Origin of the sequence: Pseudomonas shirazensis, assembly GCF_050496565.1 — a bacterium.
GTDB lineage: Bacteria > Pseudomonadota > Gammaproteobacteria > Pseudomonadales > Pseudomonadaceae > Aquipseudomonas > Aquipseudomonas shirazensis_A.
In genome coordinates, this window is the sequence record NZ_JBNWAE010000029.1 from 1 (window position 1) to 25,240 (window position 25,240).

Annotated in this window: 22 protein-coding genes and 1 pseudogene; 16 read left to right on the top strand and 7 right to left on the bottom strand. The window is 62.3% G+C overall.

Annotation, left to right across the window (positions count from 1 at the left end; all coding sequences use genetic code 11):
• A pseudogene (locus tag ACQZ2L_RS24735) lies at positions 1–1,069 on the top strand (hypothetical protein); the annotation flags it as partial.
• Between the two features lie 146 nt (positions 1,070–1,215).
• On the opposite strand, the gene ACQZ2L_RS24740 reads toward ACQZ2L_RS24735, so the two are convergent.
• From ACQZ2L_RS24740 to ACQZ2L_RS24755, 4 genes are all read right to left on the bottom strand, one after another.
• On the bottom strand, positions 1,216–5,514 hold the full coding sequence (locus tag ACQZ2L_RS24740; protein WP_430328266.1) for a hemagglutinin repeat-containing protein: 4,299 nt from the start codon (positions 5,512–5,514) through the stop codon (positions 1,216–1,218).
• A 28-nt stretch (positions 5,515–5,542) separates the two neighbouring features.
• A complete protein-coding gene (locus ACQZ2L_RS24745) occupies positions 5,543–7,225 on the bottom strand; it encodes a ShlB/FhaC/HecB family hemolysin secretion/activation protein (RefSeq protein WP_430328267.1) in 1,683 nt (560 codons plus the stop codon).
• 333 nt (positions 7,226–7,558) lie between these two features.
• Positions 7,559–8,125: a L,D-transpeptidase family protein gene (locus ACQZ2L_RS24750; protein WP_430328268.1), complete on the bottom strand. Its 567-nt coding sequence runs from the start codon at positions 8,123–8,125 to the stop codon at positions 7,559–7,561.
• 19 nt (positions 8,126–8,144) lie between these two features.
• The gene (locus tag ACQZ2L_RS24755; RefSeq protein WP_430328269.1) at positions 8,145–8,699 is read right to left on the bottom strand and encodes an NUDIX hydrolase; all 555 of its coding nucleotides are present in this window, start codon (positions 8,697–8,699) and stop codon (positions 8,145–8,147) included.
• Between the two features lie 132 nt (positions 8,700–8,831).
• On the opposite strand from ACQZ2L_RS24755, the gene ACQZ2L_RS24760 reads away from it, so the two are divergent.
• From ACQZ2L_RS24760 to purT, 5 genes are all read left to right on the top strand, one after another.
• Entirely contained in the window at positions 8,832–9,431 is a 600-nt protein-coding gene (locus ACQZ2L_RS24760) for a CoA pyrophosphatase (RefSeq protein WP_101317079.1), read from the top strand.
• Positions 9,432–9,474: 43 nt separating this feature from the next.
• Positions 9,475–9,999, top strand: coding sequence for a gamma carbonic anhydrase family protein (locus tag ACQZ2L_RS24765; RefSeq protein ID WP_430328270.1), 525 nt, complete (start codon positions 9,475–9,477; stop codon positions 9,997–9,999).
• Position 10,000: 1 nt separating this feature from the next.
• Positions 10,001–10,198 carry a DUF1289 domain-containing protein gene (locus ACQZ2L_RS24770; protein ID WP_430328271.1) on the top strand — a complete coding sequence of 66 codons (198 nt, stop codon included), beginning with the start codon at positions 10,001–10,003 and terminating at the stop codon, positions 10,196–10,198.
• A 58-nt stretch (positions 10,199–10,256) separates the two neighbouring features.
• The gene (locus tag ACQZ2L_RS24775; protein WP_101317085.1) at positions 10,257–10,724 is read left to right on the top strand and encodes a VUT family protein; all 468 of its coding nucleotides are present in this window, start codon (positions 10,257–10,259) and stop codon (positions 10,722–10,724) included.
• Between the two features lie 86 nt (positions 10,725–10,810).
• Positions 10,811–11,992: a formate-dependent phosphoribosylglycinamide formyltransferase gene (gene purT / locus ACQZ2L_RS24780; protein ID WP_101317087.1), complete on the top strand. Its 1,182-nt coding sequence runs from the start codon at positions 10,811–10,813 to the stop codon at positions 11,990–11,992.
• A gap of 36 nt (positions 11,993–12,028) precedes the next feature.
• Here the strand turns inward: purT and ACQZ2L_RS24785 are convergent, their stop codons facing one another.
• The 3 genes from ACQZ2L_RS24785 to ACQZ2L_RS24795 all read right to left on the bottom strand — a co-directional run bounded on the left by ACQZ2L_RS24785 (position 12,029) and on the right by ACQZ2L_RS24795 (position 15,630).
• Positions 12,029–13,336: an MFS transporter gene (locus tag ACQZ2L_RS24785; RefSeq protein ID WP_430328272.1), complete on the bottom strand. Its 1,308-nt coding sequence runs from the start codon at positions 13,334–13,336 to the stop codon at positions 12,029–12,031.
• A 257-nt stretch (positions 13,337–13,593) separates the two neighbouring features.
• Complete coding sequence (locus ACQZ2L_RS24790) at positions 13,594–14,811, bottom strand: transporter associated domain-containing protein (protein ID WP_430328273.1); 1,218 nt, start codon at positions 14,809–14,811, stop codon at positions 13,594–13,596.
• A 9-nt stretch (positions 14,812–14,820) separates the two neighbouring features.
• Positions 14,821–15,630, bottom strand: a complete 810-nt coding sequence (locus tag ACQZ2L_RS24795; protein ID WP_207072494.1) for a cytochrome C assembly family protein — start codon at positions 15,628–15,630, stop codon at positions 14,821–14,823.
• A 252-nt stretch (positions 15,631–15,882) separates the two neighbouring features.
• Between ACQZ2L_RS24795 and ffh the strand changes: the two genes are divergently transcribed.
• From ffh to thrC, 10 genes are all read left to right on the top strand, one after another.
• Positions 15,883–17,259 (top strand): signal recognition particle protein, encoded by a 1,377-nt coding sequence (ffh, locus tag ACQZ2L_RS24800; RefSeq protein ID WP_101317095.1) that lies wholly within the window; start codon positions 15,883–15,885, stop codon positions 17,257–17,259.
• Positions 17,260–17,503: 244 nt separating this feature from the next.
• Entirely contained in the window at positions 17,504–17,755 is a 252-nt protein-coding gene (gene rpsP, locus ACQZ2L_RS24805; RefSeq protein ID WP_101317097.1) for a 30S ribosomal protein S16, read from the top strand.
• 5 nt (positions 17,756–17,760) lie between these two features.
• The gene (gene rimM / locus ACQZ2L_RS24810; RefSeq protein WP_101317099.1) at positions 17,761–18,297 is read left to right on the top strand and encodes a ribosome maturation factor RimM; all 537 of its coding nucleotides are present in this window, start codon (positions 17,761–17,763) and stop codon (positions 18,295–18,297) included.
• Between the two features lie 3 nt (positions 18,298–18,300).
• Positions 18,301–19,053: a tRNA (guanosine(37)-N1)-methyltransferase TrmD gene (gene trmD / locus ACQZ2L_RS24815; protein ID WP_430328274.1), complete on the top strand. Its 753-nt coding sequence runs from the start codon at positions 18,301–18,303 to the stop codon at positions 19,051–19,053.
• Positions 19,054–19,095: 42 nt separating this feature from the next.
• On the top strand, positions 19,096–19,446 hold the full coding sequence (gene rplS / locus ACQZ2L_RS24820; RefSeq protein WP_023629812.1) for a 50S ribosomal protein L19: 351 nt from the start codon (positions 19,096–19,098) through the stop codon (positions 19,444–19,446).
• A gap of 102 nt (positions 19,447–19,548) precedes the next feature.
• Positions 19,549–19,959 (top strand): acyl-CoA thioesterase, encoded by a 411-nt coding sequence (locus ACQZ2L_RS24825; protein WP_101317103.1) that lies wholly within the window; start codon positions 19,549–19,551, stop codon positions 19,957–19,959.
• An 81-nt stretch (positions 19,960–20,040) separates the two neighbouring features.
• On the top strand, positions 20,041–20,937 hold the full coding sequence (xerD, locus tag ACQZ2L_RS24830) for a site-specific tyrosine recombinase XerD (RefSeq protein WP_430328275.1): 897 nt from the start codon (positions 20,041–20,043) through the stop codon (positions 20,935–20,937).
• A gap of 154 nt (positions 20,938–21,091) precedes the next feature.
• Entirely contained in the window at positions 21,092–21,844 is a 753-nt protein-coding gene (locus ACQZ2L_RS24835) for a DsbC family protein (RefSeq protein ID WP_430328276.1), read from the top strand.
• 82 nt (positions 21,845–21,926) lie between these two features.
• Positions 21,927–23,231: a homoserine dehydrogenase gene (locus tag ACQZ2L_RS24840; protein ID WP_430328277.1), complete on the top strand. Its 1,305-nt coding sequence runs from the start codon at positions 21,927–21,929 to the stop codon at positions 23,229–23,231.
• 54 nt (positions 23,232–23,285) lie between these two features.
• Positions 23,286–24,695: a threonine synthase gene (thrC, locus tag ACQZ2L_RS24845; RefSeq protein WP_430328278.1), complete on the top strand. Its 1,410-nt coding sequence runs from the start codon at positions 23,286–23,288 to the stop codon at positions 24,693–24,695.
• Positions 24,696–25,240: the final 545 nt, after the last annotated feature.

Consider the following 25,240-nt stretch of genomic DNA (forward strand, 5'->3'; position numbering starts at 1 on the left):
CCCAACCCTCATCTCGGTGAAGGATGACAAGGACAAGGACGTTTCCAAAGACAGCTCGACGGTGTCGACCACGCTGAAATTGGTCGGCAAGGCGTCGCCCAGTCAGAAGTTGGAAATCCGCAATGGGAATGACAAGGTGGGAGAAGCGACCGCCAATGCCAGCGGCGACTGGCACACCACGCTAACCGGCCTGCCCGCAAAGGCCTATGCCCTGAAGGCCCATGGCATGTACGGCAGCAATCCTGCATCCGATGCCTGGAATGTGACCGTAGTGGTTGCGGTGAAACCGATCATCAATTCGGTGATAGATGACAAGGGCAAACCGGTGCCCAATGGTGGCTCGGTAATGTCGAGGAGCCTAATCTTGAGTGGGACGGCGTCAGCTGAGCAGCAAGTGCAGATTGTTGATGGCGACAATGTGCTCAAAACAGAACGAGTGGGAGCCGGTGGAGCATGGACGAGCCCCCTAACAGGGCTGACGTTAAAGGCTTATGCGTTCAAGGCTAGAGCCGTATATGACACAAATCCGGAGTCGGACGTCTGGGATGTTTTACAAAACCTGGGTTGTGAAGATTTTTCCAATGTACCGTTGGGCAGACGCCCTGATAATGTGTGGGTTCCTTTGACTTCAATGCTGTCAATGTATGGTGTGCTGGGTAGTTATGGTTCGCCCACTGCGCGGGCTGAAATTGTACAAGTTGGCTCTGCTCGTGAGTTTCAATGGGATGATAAAGTTGAGCCCTCTGGCTGGAGTAGAGTGGATTTTGCAATAACTGATTTCACGACCCCACTTGAGCAACCAGTTACGGTGACGTTTGAATACTACATTACTGATACTAATACTTTCGGTGCGTACCTTTGGGGTAATTACCTCGGGTCGGATGGTAAACAGTCAATGGTTAAGAGGGAAAGTCCATCGAACCTTGGATCATTATCCATAACCTATCCAGTTGGTGCGCAGTTTCACCAGCCTAGTTTTGTGCAAGGCTTACATATACAGTTCGGTCGCAATGGGGGTACGGAGGGGAAGAGAGGTGTCATGCATCTAAAATCAGTGTGTTTCTCTTAGCGGGTTATTGCCTGTCGAGCCGAAGGTTTGCATTGCATTGACTTTATGGTTTAGGGCCAGTTCTATTAACGCACTCAATATCTTCCGATTCTTACTGGCATCGTTATTGGAGTCGGCGCGGGATACCCCCGCGCCTGTTTCAGCGATCAGCGCACGCCCTTGCTGCCCGTACTCGATACCCATTCCTCACTGCGGTTATGCCCGCTGGTGCGCAGCAAGCCCAGATTCAAGGCATTCTCACCATCAGCGCGAGTGCTGTTCTTGATCACGTCAACCAATGCCGTACCCAGATCGACCGGCGAATTGGACGCATCCACAGCAACATCGCGGCGGTAGTCGCGGCCATAGAGGGTCTGCTCGGTGACGGATGCCGCCTGCACCTCCACGTGGCCTTTGCCTGACTGCAGCTTGGCTCCTTCCAGTTTCAGCTTGCCGCCGACGTTGAGCTGGACTCCATCGCGTCCACTCAAACTCGCTTGCTCGCTGACGGTGTCGCGCTGAACCTGCGACACGTCCAGTTTCAGCGTAGGCGACAGGCTTGGGTCGACCTTGCTGACCTGCTTGCCGAACTTGCCGGTGAGCTTGTCGCCCGCAGGACCTGCCAACGCAGCCAGGGCATTGTTGAAGCCCTGCGGATTGCGCTCGCGGCTCAAGCGCGCATCAACATCGACGCTGAGGTTGTTGACCTGATCCTTGCGGCTGGCAACCAGCAGATCGCCACCGATGTCGGCGTCGATGCGTCCTGCATCCAGGCGCGCGCTCAGCAAGCGACTGTCGCCGCTGCTGGTCAGGACGATGTGGTCGGCGCGCAGGTTACTGGTGTTCCAGGTCTGGTTGTCGCGTTGGTCGAGGTTGACCTTGACCCGGCCGTGCAAGCCTTGGCTGTCGAGGCTGCCGCTGGATTGGGCGAAGCCGGCGCCGGCAGTGACGGCGAGGTTGTCCCGCCGCTCGCTGTTGGATGAGCCTTCCAGCAGCAGGCCGCCGTTGTCTGCGCTGATCGCGATCTGCCCCGCTGTCGCCTGCAGCCCTTGCAGGTGCACTGCAGTTGCTTCGCGAGCGCTGCTGGCCAGGGCCAACTTGCCGGTGGTATCGATCTGCGCATCCACTGCCTGGCTCGACGACTCATCCACACGACCACTGTTGAAGTGGCCACCGACTGCACCACCGCGGCTATCGCCTTGCTTGAGGGCCAATTCCAGGCCGCCGCCGAGGGCGTTGCCGTGGGCCTCGTGACTTGAGGTAGCGGCCTTGACCTGTAACAGCCCGGCGCTGTTTATATCGACGTTGGCGACCTTGGCCGCACGGCTGCCGATACGCGTGCCTTCCAGCAACAGGTCGCCAGCACTGCTCAGGCTGACGTCGCCCTGGGCGTCGATCTGGGCTACCTGCGCAGTCGTATCGTCGAGCGTGCGTTGCTCGCCCTTGAGATAGCCGCGCACTTCACCCCCCGTGCTGCCGGGGCGGTTGCCGCCTTTGGCCCAGGCGTTGCCCTCGACCCCGTTGAGCTGCTCGCTGTGCCGATCAGTGGCCTGCACCAGGCTCAGTTGCCCGCCGCTGTGCAGGCTTACCCCCGCATCGCCACCGTCGAAGCGGCTGCCCTCATAGCGACCTTCGCTGCCCAACTGAACCTGAATGCCTTGCTTGCCATAGAGGCTGCCTGGGCGCGCCGTGTCCTTGCTGACAAAGCTCGCCAGTGAATCGCCTTTGGCCGAGGCACGGACATTGATGTCTGAGCCACTGCTGGTGTCGAGCCGCAGGTCGCCGCCATAGGCCAGGCGGTCGACCTTGCTCTGCTGCTGATCAACCGCCGCTGCCATGTGATGACGGTCGGCATCGATCTGCAAGGTGCCGGTATTGGCTCGCCATGCGGTGCCTTGATCATCGATACGGTCTGCCTTCACCACCACCGAGCCACCGCTCAGCTCGCTGACCTGCGCATAGCCGCGGCGTTGGTTTTCCAGGCGTTTGAGATGCTCGACAGTCATGTCGGCGCCGGCACTCGGGGCGACCAGTGCATCCTCCACAGAGGCCTGCTGGAAGCGCTGACCTTCACCGCCTGCGATCAGTTGCTCGATCGGCCGGGTGAGCCCGCGGTATTCCAGGCTGCCACCCAGGCTGGCGCTCCACTCGTTACGGTTGTGCTCGCGTTCTTCAGTGTCATGCACCGCCCGGTTGTCGATGTGCTCGGCGTTGATTTGCAGGGCATCGCCGGCAGTCACCCGTGCGGCTTCGGTGACCAGTTGCTTGCTGTTGATATGAAGGTTGCCCGTGGCAGAGAGTTCGCTGCGTTGCACCTTGCTGTCCTTTTGCTGTTGCGTATCGCGGTTGTGGTGGCCTTCGAAGGCCGCGCCGAGCTTGTCGATGCCGCCGCTCAACAGCAGGCCGCCGCCGCTCTGGCTGGAGCTGTCCAGGGACTCGTGCTGATTGTGGATGGCGCCCAGTGTGGTCTGCTGCGCGGTGATGTTCAGATCGCCTTGGTTGGCCTTGACCTGTGAGCCGTTGATTTGCAGGTGTGCGCCGCTGTGCAGCTCGACGCTGCCGGCTTGCAGCTCACTGCCCAGTTGGGTGGTGTCTTGCTGCTCATGCTGGTTATTGACCACCTGATAGCCCACGCCCGCCTGATATTGGCGCGAAGCAGGCTTGCCATCCTCAGCCTCCTGGGTCTGCTTGGCAGATGCAGTGAGGCCGCGTTGATGAGTCGAAGTCTGCTGCTGGGATCGAGACTGGGCACTGTCGATCAGCAGGTCGCCCTTGGCCGCGACCTTCAACTGCTCGCCCGCCTTGAGCCTGGAACCGTGAATGCGCATCTGCTCGGCACTGGCCAGGTGCAGGTTGCTCTGCGCTTGCACCTCGCTGCCCTGGGCTTGTTCGTGTTGCTCGGCGTTATCCTTGCTGTTGCTGAAGATGCCGAACAACTTGCTGTCGCGGTTGTGCGAGTTGGAACTTGACTGCGTCTGCGCGCTGGTGACCTCGAGGCTGCCCTGGCCACTGTGCAGAAGTGCATCGCTTTTGCTGTGCACTTCACTGCCGCGTACCGTGATCGCGCCGCTGGCACTGGCGCTGACCTGGCCGGCCTGAAGACGGCTGCCGCGGGCGGTTTCCTGGTAGTCATCGCTGTCACTGTCGCCATTCCACAGGTGCTTGCGATGGAGGATGCTCTGTTCCACGCGCTTGCTGTCGACCCCGGCATCGATGTCCAGTTTGCCGCCGCTGGCGAGGTTGATCTGGCCCTCGCTGGTCAGCGTTGCGGCGACCATGCGCAGGTCGCCGCCTGACTGCAACTGGACCGCTTCTTCAGCCTGCAAGGTGGTGCCTTGCAAGGTGCGCTCGGTGCTGGTGCGGTCGCGCTTGTAGGTTTCGGTGGTGACGAACCACCAGCCCTTGTCCCAGTTCTCCTGCTCGCGGGCGATGGTTTCGCGGGTAGTGGTGTCCAGGGTCAGCTGCTGCCCGGCCTTGACTTCGATACGTTTGGCCTGACCATCAACGGCGCGCAAGGTCAGGTTGTCGCTGGCCTGCAGTGCCAGCAGACCCTGCTCGCTGCGCAGGGTGGCGACCTGGCCGGGCTCACCGCTGATGAACAGGTCGCCTGCCGAACTGATGCTGACGCCGTCACGGCCCTCTACCGGCACCGCGCCGACCCGCACGCCGGCACCTTCGCCGGTACTGACGACGCGGATACGCCCGGCGTGCATCGCGCCGAACAGCTGGGCATCGATGCTCGAAGGCGTCGCTGCGAGGTGCTCGACGACGCTACCGGTCACCGCATCCAGACGATTGCGGCCAACGGTGATGTTGAGGTCGTCCTTGGCGCTGAGCTCGCCCTTGCTGTGAATCTGCGGTGCGATCAGGTCCAGCGCACCGCCATCGTTGCGTTGACCGCCGTCCAGTACCTGCAACGAGCCGCTCGCCTGCAAGGTATCGAGCAGTTTCAGTTGCTGGTCCTGAACCTCTGCGCTGCCGACCGCGAAGCCGGCCCGGGTAGTGTTGATGAAGCTGCCGCCGTTGAGGGTGATGCCGTTGGGGTTGGCGAGGATGTAGTTGGCTGCGCGGCCAAAGATTTCCTGCGGGCCTTCAATCAGCGAGGCGTTGCGGCTGACCACCTCGTTGAGGATGGTCGAAGCGGCCTGACCTTGAAATTGCGGGTTGGCCGCGAGGGCGCCGGCCAGTTGCGACTGGCCCGCCTGCAGCGCGTTGTTGAGCACCAGCCCGGGCTTGCCGACGTTGTAGTCGATGAACTGGTTGTGCGACAGGCCATTGGCATTTGGCGCAACGATTTCGATCACCGGCACGCCGTGGGCCGGATTGATCACGGGCGTCCCGCCGGGGCCGGTGCTGGGCTGCAATGCAGGTTGAGCAAGGGCGGCCCCGGTGCAGAACAGGCCGACAAACACCGCCCAACGCAGTGTGTCTGGTTGAATCAGAGAGAGTTGCGCAAGGTTTCTCATTGTTTTTTTTCTCGTTGTGGTGGGTGAATCACAGGGACAGGCTCCAGTCCAGCACCCAGAAACCCGACTCTAGTGCCTGTCGAGAACGGTCACTGACGTACAGCGGATACTGGTAATCGAGGCGCAGGCGGCTGCCCGGCAGGCTGACCTCGACGCCGGCGGCGGCCCCGGCCAGTCGTTGCCAGGGGCTGCCGCCCGCGAGGCGAGCCCAGCCCAGGTCGAGGCTGAGTTGTGGGCGTAGTTGCAGGCCGAAAGGGAGGGGGACGGCCAGAGGTTGGCTTACGCTGTTGCGCCAGACCGCGCCGCTGGCGCCGGCGACGCTGTAGGCTCGGAAACCGCGTACCGCCGAGTCGTCGCTGAGCAGCACCTGTTCGATGGCCGGCAGCACATCACGGCTGTACTGCAGGTTGAGTTCGCTCTGCCAGCGCCAGGGGCTTTGCGCTGGCCCTTGGCGCACATGCAGGAGATTCGCCCGGTACTTGAGAAACTGTGGTTGGGGGTGTGCGGCTGCGCTGGCCGGTGGGTCTGCGCCCAGCCAGGCCAAGCCGCGGGCAATGCCGAGGTAACCGTGCCACAGGCCCGCATCCAGCCACAGCAGGTTGACCCCGGACTCAAGCGTGGTCAGGGTCGGGCTCTGTAGTTGCAACAGGCTGTCGTCGAGGCGGTTTTGCAGTTGCTTGCGGTCAAGCCGCGCGCTGGCGCTGAGCATGCCGTGCTGACCGCGCCAGAGCACGCGCTCGGCGCTCACGCCCATAAAATTACTGGTGCCATTACTGGTGTAACTGGCACCCGGGATAGGCGCTCGGTAGCTCAGCTGGCTGGCGTTGACGGCGAACGTCCACGGGCCGTAGGGCACGCTGTAATACAGGCTGGCGCCCTGGCTCTGGCCCGGCGCATCGAGCACGGCGGCGTTGAGGGTCAGGCGCAGGTCGTCGTTGACCTGCAGCGGGCTGTCCACGCCGATGCCGAGGCTCAGCCGGTGGCGACCGGTAAGCGGGCTGCCGCGGTTGTCCAGGCGGCTGTCCAGGTGCCAGCGTGAAGCGACTGCGCGTGGCTCGATGAGTATCTGGGTGCCGCCTTGCAGGGTGCCCGGTACCAGCGCGGCAGTCAGGTCGTAGGCGCGCAGGCGATTGAGCTGATCCAGCCCCTGTTCCAGGTCGGGCAAGTACAACGGTTTGCCAAGCATGTCGGGAAAGGCGCCGCGCAGCGACAGCGGCAGGTCAGGATCGGCAAGCTGGATCGACTCGACGAAGCCTTCCAGGATGACCACCTCGAGTGGCTTACCCGTCGCTGGTTGCCGGGCCAGGTACGGTCGGCTGGCGGGATAACCTGCGTGCACATAGAGCTCGGTGATCGCTTTGAGCAGGCGATTGAGGTCGGCCACGCCCATGCAGAAAGGCAGCAGTGGCCGCAGGTGCTGTTCAAGGTCGGCGCTGGAAATCTGCTTGTTGCCGGTGATGCGCACGCCGGAGACGGTCCAGCACACGTGATCGGGCGAGTCTGATGACTGCGAATCGACAGCGCGGTCGACCCGCCCCCGGCGCTGCCACTGCTGTAAACGCTGATGCTGCTCGATTTGCTGCAGCGCGCGTTGTTGATCACGTATCTGCTGGCTGGCGGGGTCGTCGGCGAGCACCTTTGCTGTACCCGTCAGACCCAGCATGAGGGTGATAAGCATCAGTCGAGCTACATAGGGCAGGCAAGTAGGCATGGTGAACTTCCGCAACTAAGGCACGGTTTGCGTGCTTCTTTGCGGAAATTCTAAAAAGTTGGGTGGGGGAAAATATGCCGTACCGCACCGACAAAGGGTGTCAGGCAAATGCGCGAATCATGTAGGAATTATCTTGCCTGGAGCCGTAACCTCAGGCCCATCCCTTTCACTCTCATTCGATTGCACGCTGCCCCCTGTAGGAGCGGCCTTGTGTCGCGAAAGGGTCGCGCAGCGGCCCCAGGATTTGTGCAGCACCCCAAATTGCCGGGCCCGCTTCGCGCGCCTTTCGCGACACGAGGCCGCTCCTACAGAGACCGCGCTGGTCTGGGCGTCTTACGGCCGGATCTCGATCATGGTGCCGTCCTTGACCATGCTCCAGACCTCGCGCATATCGGCATTGCGCATGGCAATACAGCCCTCGGTCCAGTCCAGGGTATGGAAATACCACTCCGGGTATTCCTCATCCAGCGGCGTGCCGTGGATCATGATCATGCTGCCGGCGGGTACGCCTGCGCGGCGGGCCTTGGCGGCGTCGGTGATGTTCGGGTAGGAGATGTGCATGGCCAGGTTGTAGCGGTCGCTGGCCTTGCGCCAGTCGAGCCAGTAGAAACCTTCCGGGGTGCGCTTGTCGCCTTCGCGCTCCTTGGCGCCCTTGGGCTGCTTGCCCAGCGAGATGCGGTAGGTCTTGAGCGGCTCGCCGCGGCTGATCAGTTGCAGGCGGCGTTCGGACTTGAGCACCAGTACCTTGTCGATCAGCGGTTGCTGGGTCTGCTGCTGTTGCTGTTGCACGGGCGCCTGGGTTTGCACCTGGCCTTGCGGCTTGCGAATGATGACTTCGGTAAACGCCGCTTGCGACACCGAAGCGACACCACAGCAGATAAGGGCTAGCAACCAACGCATGAAACGGTATCCCTGCAGACTAGGTAATGGGCGGCGCAACGGTCATCGGCGCCACGTACTCATGGCCTATGGGGAAGTGCTGCTCGATGCGGTCGCGATAATAGCATTCTAGTGTGCGTGCGACTGTGCGAAAAGCCAGCTGGTCCCACGGGATCTCATGCTCCTCGAACAAACGCACCTCCAGGCTTTCGACGCCGACGGCATAGTCCAGATCGGCCAGTTCGGCACGGAAGAACAGGTGCACCTGATTGATGTGCGGCAGGTCGAACAGTTGATACAGGCTCATTTTGCCGACCCTGGCGCAGGCTTCTTCGACGGTTTCGCGACGGGCGGCCTGATCGATGGTCTCGCCGTTCTCCATGAAGCCTGCGGGCAGGGTCCAGAAGCCGCGGCGCGGCTCGATGGCGCGGCGACACAGCAGCACCTGGCTGCCATGGGTCGGCAGCACCCCGGCGACGATGTTGGGGTTTTGGTAGTGGATGGTCTGGCAATGATCGCAGACGTAGCGCAGGCGGCTGTCGCCGTCGGGGATGCGCTGGATGACCGGCTTGCCGCACGCGCTGCAGAAATTCATGCGTTGCTCCCTTTATAGACGCCTATCTTGGCGCGCCTTGCCGTCGCCCAGCAAGTGCCGGTCGGCCAGGGCTTGGGTGGCCCGCAGCTTTTGGTGCATCATGCACGGCAGGCCTTGCAATCGAGAGTGCGTATGCTGGACGAGCTGTTGCGCCGAATGAGCAACCATACCCCCGCGGCCATGGCGGGTGACCGTCGTTTTCCGGAAGCGGCGGTGCTGCTGCCCATCACCCGCAGCGACGAGCCTGAGCTGGTCTTGACCCTGCGGGCCAAGGGCCTGTCGACCCATGGCGGCGAAGTGGCGTTTCCCGGTGGCCGGCGTGACCCGGAAGACCCCGACCTGGTGTTCACCGCCCTGCGCGAAGCCCATGAAGAGATCGGCCTGCCGCCTGGCCTGGTGGAAGTGATCGGGCCGCTCAGCCCGCTGATTTCGCTGCATGGCCTGAAGGTGACGCCGTTCGTCGGGTTGATCCCTGACTATGTCGAGTACCGGCCCAACGACGCCGAAATTGCCGCTGTATTCAGCGTACCGTTGGAGTTCTTCCGTCAGGATCCGCGCGACCACACCCACCGCATCGATTATCAGGGCCGCAGTTGGTACGTGCCCAGCTATCGCTACGAGGGCTACAAGATCTGGGGGTTGTCGGCGATCATGATCGTCGAGCTGGTCAACCTGTTGTATGACGCGGGCATCAGCCTGCATCAGCCGCCTGAACGCTTTATCAATATCTGAGTGGGGTCGACCCCACCAAGCCGCCGACCGTGAGGAGCCAACCATGAAGTACCGCCTGGGTGACATGCGCGTAGAGACCCATCCCACCAGTTGGACGGCACCGACCGCCATGCTGATCGGCAAGGTGCGCCTGCAGGCGGGGGCGAGCGTATGGTTTGGCGCGGTGCTGCGCGGCGACAACGAGCTGATCGACATCGGCGAGGGCAGCAATGTCCAGGACGGCACCGTGATGCACACCGACATGGGCTCGCCGCTGACCATCGGCAAGGGCGTGACCATTGGCCACAACGCCATGCTGCATGGCTGCACGGTTGGCGACCACAGCCTGATCGGCATCAACGCGGTGGTGCTCAACGGCGCGCGTATCGGCAAACACTGCATCATCGGCGCCAATGCGCTGATTGCCGAAGGCAAGGAAATCCCCGACGGCTCGTTGGTAATGGGCTCGCCGGGCAAGGTCGTGCGCGAGCTGACCGATGCGCAAAAAACCATGCTCGAAGCCAGCGCCGCTCACTACGTGCACAACGCCGAGCGCTATGCCCGCGACCTGGCTGTGCAGGAAGACTGACATGAGCGAAGTCGAACGCCCGGTCAGCTCGCCCTGCGTCAACATCTGCGCGCTGGATGAGCAGGATATCTGCACTGGTTGCCAGCGCAGCGTGGTCGAGATCAGCCGCTGGGGGCGGATGGATAACGACGAACGTCGCCAGGTGCTCAGGCTGTGCCATGAGCGGGCGCTGGCATCCGGGATGATTGTTGGCCTGTGAGGCTGGCGTTGACTTGAAAATCAAGTAATCTGTGCGGCTTGCCCGAAGGTCGCCCGCCATGTTCTATCTGCTCGCCTATATCAGCAGCGTAGTGCTGATCAACTATGCGTTTTCCAGCGCTCCGCACCTGGACGTGATCTGGTCTGCCTGGGGCGGGCTGGTGTTCATCTTGCGTGACATGGTGCAAACCCGCTTTGGCCACGGCGCGCTGGTGGCGATGCTGGCCGCGCTGGTGCTGTCGTACATCACCTCGGAGCCGGCCATCGCCCTGGCCAGCGCCACCGCGTTCTTTGTCTCCGAACTGATCGACTGGCTGGTGTTCAGTATCACCAAACGGCCGCTGCGCGATCGCCTGTGGCTGAGTTCGGCGCTGAGCATTCCGGTCGACACCTTCATCTTCTTCGGCATGATCGGCGCGTTGACGCCGCTTGTGGTCGGCACCGCCATGGCCTCGAAGTTTGCCGGCGTCAGCGCCGTTTGGCTGGCGATGACCTGGCGGGCTCGCAAGGCAGCGCTGCTGCGCTGAGCGCCACGGCTGTTGTAGAATACCGGTCCTTTTTCAGCGGGTAGCGCTCAGCCTGACGCCGCCCCGCACGCCCACGAGGACCTGAAATGACCCGTATCGGAACTCCACTGTCGCCGACCGCGACCCGTGTACTGCTGTGCGGCTGCGGCGAGCTGGGCAAAGAAGTGGTGATCGAGCTGCAGCGCCTGGGCGTCGAAGTGATCGCCGTCGACCGCTACGCCAATGCGCCGGCCATGCAGGTCGCGCACCGCAGCCACGTCATCAACATGCTTGATGGGGTTGCGCTGCGGGCAGTCATCGAGGCAGAAAAACCGCACTACATCGTCCCTGAAATCGAAGCCATCGCCACTGCGACCCTGGTCGAGCTGGAAAACGAAGGCTTCAACGTGGTGCCAACCGCACGCGCGACTCAGCTGACCATGAACCGCGAAGGCATTCGTCGCCTGGCCGCCGAAGAGCTGGACCTGCCGACCTCGCCGTACCACTTCGCCGACACCTTCGAAGACTACGCCAGCGCCGTCAACGACCTCGGCTACCCGTGCGTGGTCAAGCCGGTGATGAGTTCGTCGGGCAAGGGCCAGAGCCTGCTGCGCAGCGCCGATGATCTGCAACAAGCCTGGGACTACGCCCAGGAAGGCGGCCGCGCCGGCAAGGGCCGGGTCATCGTCGAAGGCTTTATCGACTTTGAATACGAGATCACCCTGCTGACCGTGCGCCACGTCGGTGGCACCACCTTCCTTGCGCCGGTCGGCCATCGTCAGGAGAAGGGTGACTATCAAGAGTCGTGGCAGCCACAGGCGATGAGCGCCAAGGCTTTGGCCGAGTCGCAGCGCGTCGCCCAGGCAGTCACCGATGCCCTCGGCGGGCGTGGCCTGTTCGGCGTCGAGCTGTTCGTCAAAGGCGATCAGGTGTGGTTCAGCGAAGTCTCGCCGCGCCCGCATGACACTGGCCTGGTCACCTTGATTTCCCAGGACCTGTCGCAGTTTGCCCTGCACGCACGGGCGATCCTCGGCCTGCCGATTCCACTGGTGCGTCAGTTTGGTCCGTCGGCGTCGGCGGTGATCCTGCCGCAAGGCAAGTCGCAGCAGACCAGCTTCGCCAACCTTGGCGCTGCCCTGAGCGAGCCGGACACGGCGATCCGCCTGTTCGGCAAGCCCGAAATCGACGGCCAGCGCCGCATGGGCGTGTGCCTGGCGCGTGACGAGTCGATCGAGGCCGCACGGGCCAAGGCGACCCGTTCAGCGCAGGCGGTCAAGGTCGAGTTCTGATCCCGCAATGGGGCTGCCTTGCAGCCCCAACTGCTATCAGAGGTGCGCGTTGCGCGTCTCTTTCAGGCACAGCACAGCCAGCAGGCTGATCAGCGCTGCCGCCGACACATAGCCGCCAACCCAGCTCAAACCGCCCATGCTCACCAGCTTCTGGGCAAAGAACGGTGCCGCCGAGGCGCCGACGATACCGCCCAGGTTATACGCCGCCGACGCGCCGGTATAACGTACCTGGGTCGGGAACAGCTCGGGCAGCAGTGCGCCCATCGGCGCGAAGGTCACCCCCATCAGGAACAGTTCGATGGCCAGGAACAGCGCCACCCCGGCGGTCGAGCCCGAGGTCAGCAGTGGCTCCATGGTGAAGCCCGATGCAATGGCCAGCAGTGCGCCGACGATCAGCACCGGTTTACGCCCGTAGCGGTCGCTGAGCCAGGCCGACAGCGGCGTGGCCAGGGCCATGAACACCACCGCAAAGCACAGCAGGCCGAGGAAAGTCTCGCGGCTGTAGCCAAGGGTGCTCACGCCATAACTGAGCGAGAATACCGTCGAGATGTAGAACAGCGCATAGCACACGACCATGGCCGCAGCGCCGAGCAGGGTTGGCCGCCAGTGTTTGGCAAAGACATCCACCACCGGCATCTTCACTCGCTGATTGTCGGCAATGGCCTTGGCGAACACCGGGCTCTCTTCAAGCTTGAGGCGCACATACAGGCCGACCAGCACCAGTGCGGCGCTGAGCAGGAACGGGATGCGCCAGCCCCACTCACGGAACTGCTCGTCACTCAGGCCCAGAGCGAGGCCAAGGAACAGCCCGTTGGCCGCCAGAAAACCAATCGACGGGCCAAGTTGCGGGAACATGCCAAACCAGGCGCGCTTGCCCGGCGGGGCGTTCTCTGTGGCCAGCAGTGCTGCGCCGCCCCATTCGCCACCCAGGCCCAGGCCTTGGCCAAAGCGCAGGATGCACAGGATGATCGGTGCCCATACGCCAATGCTGTCGTAGCCCGGCAGTACACCGATCAGCGTGGTCGACACGCCCATCAGCAGCAGCGAGGCAACCAAAGTCGATTTACGGCCGATGCGGTCGCCAAAATGGCCGAACAGGGCGGAACCCAGCGGCCGCGCCATGAAGGCGATGCCGAAGGTCAGAAACGCCGCGAGCATCTGCGCGGTGCCCGAGCCGGACGGGAAGAACACCGGGCCGATCACCAGCGCCGCGGCGGTGGCATAGACATAGAAGTCGTAGAACTCGATCGCGGTGCCGATAAAGCTGGCGGTAGCCACTCGCGCGGGCGAGTTGACCGGTGCTGCCGGGGTCGATTCGGAATAGGTACTGCTGCTGGTGGTCATCTGCGTAGATCCCTGACAGTCGAAGCTGCATGGCCGGCGCAGGCCAACCAGGCAGGTGCGCGCGCACAGGCGCTGCAGCGAATTGTTGTGGGTCGCTCGACTGATCAAAGCCCTGGGGGTAGGCGAGGGGGAGCGGGCACTGTTCAGGATGGTGAGGCAGGCGCGCGGGGTGCATCAGTGGAGCGGACTGGCCGTGTGGCGCCACATGCGGGTAGCGGGCGCGACGGCAGGGCTGGGTAAGCGTGACCCGAGTATAGCTAGCGGGTCACGGTCCAGACCAGTACCTTGCTCGCACAATTGTCTTCGGTTTCAAGGATTTCCAGCCGGTAGCGGCCAATCTTCAGGCACACGGCACTGGCCGGGATGCTTTCCAGTGCCTCGGTGACCAAGCCGTTGAGGGTCTTCGGCCCGCCGTCACAGGGCAGATGCCAGCCCAGGCTGCGGTTGACCTCGCGCAGCGAGGCGGCGCCTTCGATGACAAAGCGGCCATCGGCCTGCGGATGAATGTGCGGGTTCTGCGGGCTTTGCTCGTCTTCGAACTCGCCGACGATTTCTTCGAGGATGTCTTCCAGGGTGACGATGCCCAGCACTTCGCCGTATTCATCGACCACCACGCCAAGGCGCCGTTGCTGCTTGTGGAAGTTCAGCAACTGCATCTGCAGTGGCGTGCTTTCGGGCACGAAGTACGGCTCGTAGCAGGCGGCGGCAATCGCTTCCAGGGTCAGCTCGGCGTGTGGCAGCAGATGGCTGATCAGCTTGGTATTGAGGATTGCTTCGACCTGGTTGATGTCGTTGTGAAATACCGGCAGGCGGGTATGCCGGCTGACGATCAATTGTTCGATGATGCGTTCGATGGGGTCGTCGAGGTTGATCCCGTCGACTTCGTTGCGTGGCACCAGAATGTCATTGACGGTGATCTCGTCAAGTGAGCGCAAGCCATCGAGCAGGCCGTGGCGCTGGGCTTCGAACTCGTCCTGATCGTCATCGTCGTTATGCTGTGGGTGCAGCGCAACCGCGGTAGGCGCCGGGCGGAACGGGCGCAGGATGAGCTTGGCGATGCCGTCGAGCAGGCACGCCAGCGGTTGCAGCAGGGTCAGCGGCAACTTCAGCAGGTTGGCGCCAAGGCTGACGAACGCTTCCGGATTACGCCGCACCATCCGCCGCGGCAGGTACTCGGCCAGTACCAACACCGCTACCGCAGCCATCAGGCCGCCGAGCCAGAAGCCGTGCTCGCCGCTGTAGCGCTGACCCAGCAGGCAGCCCAGGCCAAACACCAGCAGCTTGCCCAGGCTGGCGCCGAACACCAGCGCCTGAGCCGGCAAGACCGGTGCGGCAGGCTCTGTGCCGCGTGGTTGCGCGTTGAGTTGTTGGCGGGCGCTATCGACCGCAGTGAACAAGGCCGCCCACAGCAGCGCCAGGGCCAGGCAACCCAGCAGTGGCGCGTGCAACTGGACGAACAGCGGCAGACTATCCATGGACCACCGTCAGATATGCAGGATGAATTCGCGTACCAGCTTGCTGCCGAAATAGGCCAGCATCAGCAGGCAGAAACCGGCCAGGGTCCAGCGGATCGCCTTGTGTCCGCGCCAGCCCAGGCGGGTGCGGCCCCACAGCAGCACGCTGAACACCACCCACGCCACGCAGGCGAGCAAGGTCTTGTGCACCAGGTGCTGGGCAAACAGGTTGTCGAGGAACAGCCAGCCCGAGATCAGCGACAGCGACAGCAGTGCCCAGCCGGCCCAGAGGAAGCCGAACAGCAGGCTTTCCATGGTTTGCAGCGGCGGGAAGTTGCGGATCAGCCCGGACGGGTGCTTGTGCTTGAGCTGGTAGTCCTGCAGCAACAGCAGCAGCGCCTGGAACACGGCGATGGTGAACAGCCCGTACGCCAGGATCGACAGCAGGATATGGGCAAGGATGCCCGGTTCTTCGTTGACCAGCGGCACTGTACCGGCGGGGGCGAACTGCGCCAGCAGGGCGGTGATCGCACCGAGCGGGAACAGCAGGACCAGCAGGTTCTCCACCGGAATGCGCAGGCACGCCAGCAGGGTCAGGGCGATCACTGCGACGGCGATCAGGCTCGAGGCGCTGAAGAAGTCCAGGCTCAGTCCCAGCGGGGTGATCAACTGGAAGAACAGCGCGCCGGCCTGGGCGATGACCGCGATCGTGCCGAGCAGGCCGAGCAGGCGCTTGTCGGCACGCGTGCCCTGGGCCAGGCGCATGCTGTGGTAGATCGCAGCGGCAATATAAAGGCCGGCGGCGAGCAGATTGGGGATGAGGCTGGGTGAAGAGAGCATAAGTCCTGATAGGCAAGCCCGGGAAGACCGCGAGTTTGGCATAGAACGCGGGTGCCAAGGAAGGCCGACGCACGGCTCTGGCGTTGATCCAGCGCAGACCCTGCGCTGCGGGTGATTGGGCCGATGGTCCTGTACATGGTGTGCGCGGCGTCAAGTCTCCGCTATAATCGCCGGCTTGCTGTTCCCCGTGCGTGTCGATTGCCGCCGGGGCGCCTGACAAATCGCGGCTTTGCCAAGCCTGAAAGGATCACCATGTTCGAAAACCTGACCGACCGCCTGTCACAGACGCTGCGCCATGTCACCGGCAAGGCCAAGCTGACCGAAGACAACATCAAGGACACGCTGCGCGAAGTGCGCATGGCGTTGCTCGAAGCCGACGTTGCGCTGCCGGTGGTCAAGGATTTCGTCAACAGCATCAAGGAACGTGCGATCGGCACCGAGGTGTCGCGCAGCCTGAGCCCTGGCCAGGCGTTCGTGAAGATCGTCCAGGCCGAACTCGAAAGCCTGATGGGCGCGGCCAACGAAGACCTCGCCCTGAACGCCGCCCCGCCTGCCGTGGTGCTGATGGCCGGCCTGCAGGGTGCGGGCAAGACCACCACTGCCGGCAAGCTGGCGCGCTTCCTTAAAGAGCGCAAGAAAAAGTCGGTGATGGTGGTATCGGCCGACGTCTACCGTCCGGCAGCGATCAAACAGCTGGAAACCCTGGCCGGTGAAGTCGGCGTGACCTTCTTCCCGTCCGACATCAGCCAGAAGCCTGTGGCCATCGCTGAAGCGGCGATCCGCGAGGCAAAGCTCAAGTTCATCGACGTGGTCATTCTCGACACCGCCGGTCGTCTGCACATCGACAGCGACATGATGGACGAGATCAAGGCGCTGCATGCCGCGGTCAAGCCGGTTGAGACCCTGTTCGTGGTCGACGCCATGACCGGTCAGGATGCCGCCAATACCGCCAAGGCCTTTGGTGATGCGCTGCCGCTGACCGGCGTAGTGCTGACCAAGGTCGACGGTGACGCCCGTGGCGGTGCCGCGCTGTCGGTACGCTCGATCACTGGCAAGCCGATCAAGTTCATTGGTATGGGCGAGAAGAGCGACGCGCTCGAGCCGTTCCACCCTGACCGTATCGCCTCGCGCATCCTCGGCATGGGCGACGTGCTCAGCCTGATCGAGCAGGCCGAGCAGACCATCGACAAGGCCAAGGCCGACAAGCTGGCCAAGAAGCTGAAGAAGGGTAAGGGCTTCGACCTTGAAGACTTCCGCGATCAGCTGCAGCAGATGAAGAACATGGGCGGCCTCGGCGGCCTGATGGACAAGCTGCCGAGCATCGGCGGGGTCAACCTGTCGCAGATGGGCAATGCCCAGGGCGCGGCCGAGAAGCAGTTCAAGCAAATGGAAGCGATGATCAACTCGATGACCCCGGCCGAGCGCCGCGATCCCGATTTGATCAGCGGTTCGCGCAAGCGCCGCATCGCCCTCGGCTCCGGCACCCAGGTGCAGGACGTCGGCCGGCTGATCAAGCAGCACAAGCAAATGCAGAAGATGATGAAGAAATTTTCCACCAAGGGCGGCATGTCGAAGATGATGCGCGGCCTTGGCGGCATGATGCCAGGTGGCGGCATGCCCAAGATGTAACCCTACTCAGGCCAGTGGCGCTAAGGCGCGGCTGGCCGGGATCCCGCTTCGGCGGGGACACCGCTGCCTTGCGAGAGGCAGCATTATCGCAGATCGGCAGGCAGGTCTTTTTTCAGGGTGAACAGCCTGGTGAAAAAGGCATTTGCAAATGTCCGGATATTCCTTGAGAATATGCGGCCTTTCGGGCACCCGTGTGCCCGCTGTGCATCATGATTTGCAGCACCGACTACAGGAACGATGTTCAATGCTTACCATTCGTCTTGCCCGTGGCGGCTCCAAAAAGCGCCCGTTCTACCAACTGACCGTAACCGACTCGCGTAACCCGCGTGACGGCTCCCACATCGAACAGGTTGGCTTCTTCAACCCAGTCGCTCGTGGTCAGGAAGTTCGTCTGTCCGTTAAACAAGACCGCGTTGCTCACTGGTTGAGCGTTGGCGCGCAGCCGTCTGAGCGTGTTGCTCAGCTGCTGAAGGAAGCTGCCAAGGCTGCTGCCTGAACAGTATGAACGCGACGCCAGAAAAGGCTGACGACCTCATCGTCGTTGGCAAGATTTTTTCGGTACACGGCGTTCGCGGCGAGGTGAAGGTTTATTCCTTTACCGATCCGATTGAAAACCTGTTGGATTACCAGAACTGGACGCTTCGGCGCGAAGGGACGGTCAAACAGGTCGAGCTGGTCAGTGGCCGTTCCAATAAAAAGGAGCTGGTCGCCAAGCTCAAGGGCCTCGACGATCGTGACGAAGCACGTCTTCTGAGCGGTTACGAGATTTGTATCTCGCGAAGCCTTTTGCCCAACCTGACTGACGACGAGTACTACTGGTACCAGTTGCAAGGTCTGAAAGTCATCAACCAGGACGAGCATCTGTTCGGCACGGTTGATCACCTGTTGGAGACCGGCGCGAACGATGTAATGGTGGTCAAGCCTTGTGCAGGCAGCCTGGATGACCGTGAGCGTCTGTTGCCCTATACGGCGCAATGCGTGCTTGCAGTCGACCTTGAAGCCGGCGTGATGCGGGTCGAATGGGACGCGGATTTCTAACTGATGGGTAACCTTCGCGTAGAAGTCATCACGTTGTTCCCCGAGATGTTCTCGGCCATTACTGAGTACGGCATTACCAGCCGCGCGGTGAAGCAGGGCTTGTTGCAAGTCACTTGCTGGAATCCGCGGGACTACACCACAGATCGTCACCATACGGTGGATGATCGGCCGTTTGGCGGTGGTCCGGGGATGGTGATGAAGATCAAGCCTCTGGAAGATGCACTGGCTAGCGCCAGGCAAGCGACCGGAGCAACGGCGAAGGTGATCTACCTCTCGCCACAGGGCCGCAAGCTGAATCAGCAGGCGGTTCAAGGCTTGGCCGAACAGGAATCTTTGATCCTGATCGCCGGCCGATACGAAGGCATTGACGAGCGCTTTATTGAGGCTCATGTCGATGAAGAGTGGTCGATTGGTGACTATGTACTTTCCGGTGGCGAGCTGCCGGCCATGGTACTGATCGATGCGGTTACGCGGCTGCTGCCCGGAGCTTTAGGGCATGTAGGCTCGGCGGAGGAAGACTCCTTCACCGATGGCTTGCTGGATTGCCCGCACTACACCCGACCTGAGGTGTATGCGGATCAGCGTGTACCCGACGTGTTGCTAAGTGGCAACCATGCACATATCCGGCGATGGCGGATGAAGCAGTCCCTTGGTAGGACCTTCGAACGTCGCGCCGATCTTCTGGAAAGTCGCTCACTTTCTGGAGAAGAGAAAAAGCTGCTCGAGGAATACCTCCGCGAGCGGAACGATAGTTAACGTATCGATGGTGGATCACGTTTTCCACCTTAGGAGCACAGCATGACTAACAAAATCATCCAGCAGCTCGAAGCAGAGCAGATGAGCAAGGAAATCCCTACCTTCGCACCAGGCGACACCATTGTCGTTCAGGTTAAAGTGAAGGAAGGTGATCGGTCCCGTCTGCAGGCATTCGAAGGCGTTGTTATCGCCAAGCGTAACCGCGGTCTGAACAGCGCTTTCACCGTGCGCAAGATCTCCAGCGGCGTTGGCGTTGAGCGTACCTTCCAGACCTACAGCCCGCAGATCGACAGCCTGGCCGTGAAACGTCGTGGTGACGTGCGTAAAGCCAAGCTGTACTACCTGCGTGACCTGTCCGGCAAAGCCGCTCGCATCAAAGAAAAACTGTCCTGAGTACAGTTTGACTGGCGGCTGCGGCCGCCATGCGAGAAAAAAAGCAGCCTTCGGGCTGCTTTTTTGCTTTCTACAACCTTGCCTTAGTGATGTGACATGACCATGACCAATACCCGCGAGCAGGAAATCCAGCGCCGCACCGAACTGTCGGTAACCCGCGTGACCAAGGCGGTGTTCCCCAACACCACCAACCACCACAACACCTTGTTTGGCGGCACCGCGCTGGCCTGGATGGACGAAGTATCGTTCATCGCCGCCACGCGCTTTTGCCGTTTGCCGTTGGTGACCGTGTCAACTGATCGCATCGACTTCAAGCACCCGATCCCGGCCGGGACCATCGTCGAGCTGGTCGGCACTGTGATCAAGGTGGGCAATACCAGCCTGCAGGTACAGGTCGATGTGTTCGTCGAGAACATGTATCTGGATGGCCGCGAGCGCGCCATTCATGGGGTCTTCAGCTTTGTCGCCATCGACGAGGACAAACGCCCGGTGCCGGTCCTGGCCGGGTTCTGACGGCTGCTATGCCGAGCACCGATGACAGCCTGTCGGCGGCTGTGAAACACTCAGCCCATCTTCACTGGATAGCGACTGTGCATGCCCGCCCTTGACCACCCCTTGATCGACCAGTTTCTCGATGCGCTATGGCTTGAGAAAGGCCTGTCCGACAACACCCGCGTGTCCTACCGCAGTGACCTTGCGCTGTTCAACGGCTGGCTGCAGGAGCATGGCGTGGCCCTGCCGGATGCTGGTCGAGCGTTGATTCTCGATCACTTGGCCTGGCGCCTGGATCAAGGCTACAAGCCGCGCTCGACAGCGCGTTTCATCTCCGGCCTGCGGGGCTTCTTTCGCTACCTGCTGCGGGAGAAGCTGATCGCCGTCGATCCCACCCTGCAGATCGACATGCCGCAACTGGGCAAGCCACTGCCCAAGTCGCTGTCGGAGGCTGACGTCGAGGCGTTGCTGCAGGCGCCCGATCTCAGTGAGGCTATTGGTCAGCGTGATCGGGCCATGCTTGAGGTGTTGTATGCCTGTGGTTTGCGCGTTACCGAGCTGATCAGTCTGACCCTTGATCAGGTCAATCTGCGCCAGGGCGTGGTGCGGGTAATGGGTAAGGGCAGCAAGGAACGGCTGGTGCCAATGGGTGAGGAAGCGGTGCTGTGGCTGGAGCGCTACATGCGTCATGGCCGCCCCGAGCTGCTCAACGAGCGGCCCAGCGATGTGCTGTTCCCCAGCCTGCGCGGCGAGCAGATGACCCGGCAGACCTTCTGGCACCGGATCAAGCACCAGGCCAAGGTTGCCGGAATCGACAAGGCCCTTTCGCCGCACACCCTGCGTCATGCCTTCGCCACGCACCTTCTCAACCACGGTGCAGACCTGCGCGTAGTACAGATGCTGCTGGGCCACAGTGATCTGTCGACCACGCAGATCTACACCCATGTAGCCAAGGCACGGCTGCAGCAGTTGCACGCACAGCACCACCCGCGTGGATGAAGCAAATTCATGTTGCGCCGAGCGGTCGCTGAGGGCTCATTCAGCACAGCCTGATGTGGTAGGCTTGGGCGGTTTGCACCAAGGGCCGCACGGTCGCCGCGGTTTTTTACCCGCAGGTGACGTCTTCGGCCCGGTCCGTCTTCAGGAGTACCCCATGCGCGTGACCCGTATCATTGCCGCCGCCGCCCTGGCGCTGGCCAGTACATTTGCTGTGGCTGCAACCAGCGAGACCACCAGCGGCGCCGAGCAGGCAATCCGCAAGAGCCTGCAGACCCTCGAGCTGGAAGTGCCGATCGAGAGCGTCGCCAGCAGCCCGCTCAATGGCCTCTATGAAGTCAAGCTGCAGGGCGGCCGCGTGCTCTATGCCAGCGCCGACGGCCAGTTCGTCATGCAGGGTTACCTGTTCCAGATCGCCGACGGCAAGCCGGTCAACCTGACCGAGAAGACCGAGCGCCAGGGTATCGCCAAGCTCATCAACGGCATTCCAGCTGCCGAGATGGTGGTTTATCCTGCCAAGGGCGAAACCAAGTCGCATATCACCGTGTTCACCGATACCACCTGCCCGTACTGCCACAAGCTGCACGCCGAAGTGCCCGAGCTCAACCGTCGCGGTATCGAAGTGCGTTATGTCGCCTTCCCGCGCCAGGGCCTGGGTTCGACCGGTGACGAGCAGTTGCAGGCCGTCTGGTGCTCCAGCGACCGCCGCGCGGCGATGGACAAGATGGCCGACGGCAAGGACGTCAAAGCGGCCAAGTGTGTCAACCCGGTGGGCAAGCAGTTCCAGCTGGGCCAGTCGATCGGTGTCAACGGCACGCCAGCCATCGTGCTCGAAAGCGGGCAGGTGATTCCGGGCTACCAACCGGCCCCGCAAGTGGCCAAGCTGGCCCTGGCTGCCGGCAGCAAGTAATTCAATTCAGTGCGCCGTCGCCATGCGGCGGCGGTAGTTTTCACGGTCGGCCGAGTGCCGGCCGTTCTATGGGGAGTTCACAGTGAAACCGGTCAAAGTAGGCATCTGTGGGTTGGGGACCGTCGGTGGCGGTACCTTCAATGTACTTCAACGCAACGCCGAGGAGATTGCCCGTCGTGCCGGGCGCGGTATTGAAGTTGCTCAGATTGCCATGCGCTCGCAGAACCCGAACTGTCAGATTACCGGTACCCCCATTACCGCTGACGTATTCGAGGTTGCCAGCAACCCGGAAATCGACGTCGTCATCGAACTGATCGGCGGCTACACCATTGCCCGTGATCTGGTCCTCAAGGCCATCGAGAACGGCAAGCATGTGGTTACCGCGAACAAGGCGCTGATCGCCGTGCATGGCAACGAGATCTTTGCCAAGGCGCGCGAGAAGGGCGTTATCGTTGCCTTCGAAGCCGCCGTTGCCGGTGGTATTCCGGTGATCAAGGCGATCCGCGAGGGGCTTTCGGCCAACCGCATCAACTGGCTGGCCGGGATCATCAACGGCACCGGTAACTTCATCCTCACCGAGATGCGCGAAAAAGGCCGGGCGTTCCCCGATGTGCTGGCCGAAGCGCAGGCGCTCGGTTATGCCGAAGCCGATCCGACCTTCGACGTCGAAGGCATCGATGCCGCGCACAAGCTGACCATTCTGGCCTCGATTGCCTTTGGTATCCCGCTGCAGTTCGACAAGGCCTACACCGAGGGCATCACCCAGCTGACCACTGCCGACGTCAACTATGCCGAGGCGCTGGGCTATCGCATCAAGCACCTGGGCGTGGCCCGTAGCACCGAGGCCGGTATCGAGCTGCGCGTGCACCCGACGCTGATCCCGAGCGACCGCCTGATCGCCAACGTCAATGGCGTGATGAACGCGGTCATGGTCAATGGCGATGCCGCTGGTTCGACCCTGTACTACGGCGCTGGCGCCGGCATGGAGCCGACTGCTTCGTCGGTGATCGCTGACCTGGTCGACGTGGTACGGGCGATGACCTCTGACCCGGAAAACCGCGTGCCGCACCTGGCCTTCCAGCCGGATTCGCTGTCGGACCACCCGATCCTGCCGATCGAAGCCTGCCAGAGCGCCTACTACCTGCGCATCCAGGCCAAGGATCACCCTGGTGTGCTGGCTCAGGTCGCGAGCATTCTCTCCGAGCGCGGGATCAACATCGAGTCGATCATGCAGAAGGAAGCCGAGGAGCAGGACGGCCTGGTGCCAATGATCCTGGTTACGCACCGCGTGGTCGAGGAGCACATCAACGACGCGATCCTGGCTCTGGAGAGCCTGCAGGATGTAGTCGGCAAGGTCGTGCGCATCCGCGTCGAGCAGCTCAACTAATTTCGCCATCGGGCCGCTTCTGCGGCCCGGGCCCCAGCATTGAAGGTTTGCACCATGCGCTATATCAGCACTCGCGGCCAGGCACCGGCCCTGAACTTCGAAGACGTCCTGCTTGCCGGTCTTGCCAGCGATGGCGGCCTGTATGTGCCGGAGAACCTGCCGCGCTTTACCCATGAAGAAATCGCCTCGTGGGCCGGCCTGCCGTACCACGAGCTGGCCTTCCGGGTGATGCGTCCGTTCGTGGCCGGCAGCATTGCCGACGCCGACTTCAAGAAGATCCTCGAAGAAACCTACGGCGCCTTCGCCCACGCGGCAGTGGCGCCGCTGCGCCAGCTGGGCTCCAACGAATGGGTACTGGAGCTGTTCCACGGCCCGACCCTGGCGTTCAAGGACTTTGCCCTGCAACTGCTCGGCCGCCTGCTCGATCACGTATTGGCCAAGCGCAACGAGCGGGTGGTGATCGTTGGTGCTACCAGCGGCGACACCGGCTCGGCCGCTATCGAAGGCTGCCGCCGTTGCGACAACGTCGACATCTTCATCCTGCACCCGCATCAGCGCGTATCGGAAGTGCAGCGTCGGCAGATGACCACCATCTTTGGCGAGAACATCCACAACATCGCCATCGAAGGCAACTTCGACGATTGCCAGGAGATGGTCAAGGCCAGCTTCGCCGACCAGTCGTTCCTCAAAGGCACGCGCCTGGTGGCGGTGAACTCGATCAACTGGGCGCGGATCATGGCCCAGATCGTCTACTACTTCCACGCAGCCCTGCAGTTGGGCGGGCCGGCGCGTTCGGTGGCGTTCTCGGTGCCGACCGGCAACTTCGGCGACATCTTTGCCGGTTACCTGGCGCGCAACATGGGCCTGCCGATCAGCCAGCTGATCGTCGCGACCAACCGCAACGACATCCTGCACCGCTTCATGAGCGGCAATCAGTACGTCAAGGAAACCCTTCACGCGACGCTGTCACCGTCGATGGACATCATGGTGTCGTCCAACTTCGAGCGGCTGCTGTTCGACCTGCATGGGCGCAACGGTGCGGCGATTGCCGAGTTGATGGCCAACTTCAAGCAGGGTGGTGGTTTCAGCGTCGAGCAGGACCGCTGGACCGAAGCGCGCAAGCTGTTCGATTCGCTGGCGGTCAGCGATGAGCAGACCTGCACGACCATTGCCGAGGTGTTTGCCAGCACGGGTGAAGTGCTTGATCCGCACACGGCGATTGGCGTGCATGCGGCGCGTGAGTGCCGGCGCAGTCTGGATACGCCGATGGTGGTGTTGGGTACGGCCCATCCGGTCAAATTCCCCGAGGCGGTGGAGAAGGCTGGGGTGGGCAAGGCATTGGAATTGCCGGCGCATCTGACTGATCTGTTTGAGCGGGAAGAGCGCTGTACGGTGTTGGCCAATGACCTGAAAGTGGTGCAGGAGTTTGTCAGCCAGCATGGCAATCGTGGCAAGCCTTTGTGATGGCGTAGATGGGGCCATGGTTTGCCAAGCGCGGTCTTTGTAGGAGCGGCCTTGTGTCGCGATTGGGTCGCGTAGCGGCCCCAGCGATCTCCGGGTCGTTCACCATTGCTGTGGGCTTATCCGTTTGCGATGGTGGTCATATGGGCCCCTTTCGCCCTTACGGCGAGTCACTTTTTTGGCAAACGCCCCAAAAAAGTAACCAAAAAAACGCTTGGCTCCACATCCGGCCCCTTCGCTGCGCTGCGGGGTTCCCTCGCTTCGGTCTCGCTCCCGGGAGGACCGCGCTGTACGGGCCTCCTGGCCCGCAGCGCTTGCCGGCCTCCATGGTCGGCACCTCCCTTCGCAAGACCTGCGCTCGGCCTCCTGAGTCGCCGGTAGATCAAGATCAAGAGCACGCCTCGCTGCGCTGGCGCAGAGCGGGTCAGGGTGGATTTCGCGATGGTGTTTGGCCGTTAGGTTGCCGGGGCCGCTGCGCGCCCCAATCGCGTCACAAGGCCGCTCCTACAGGCACCGCGCATCGCCGACATGCGCGGTCTCTGTAGGAG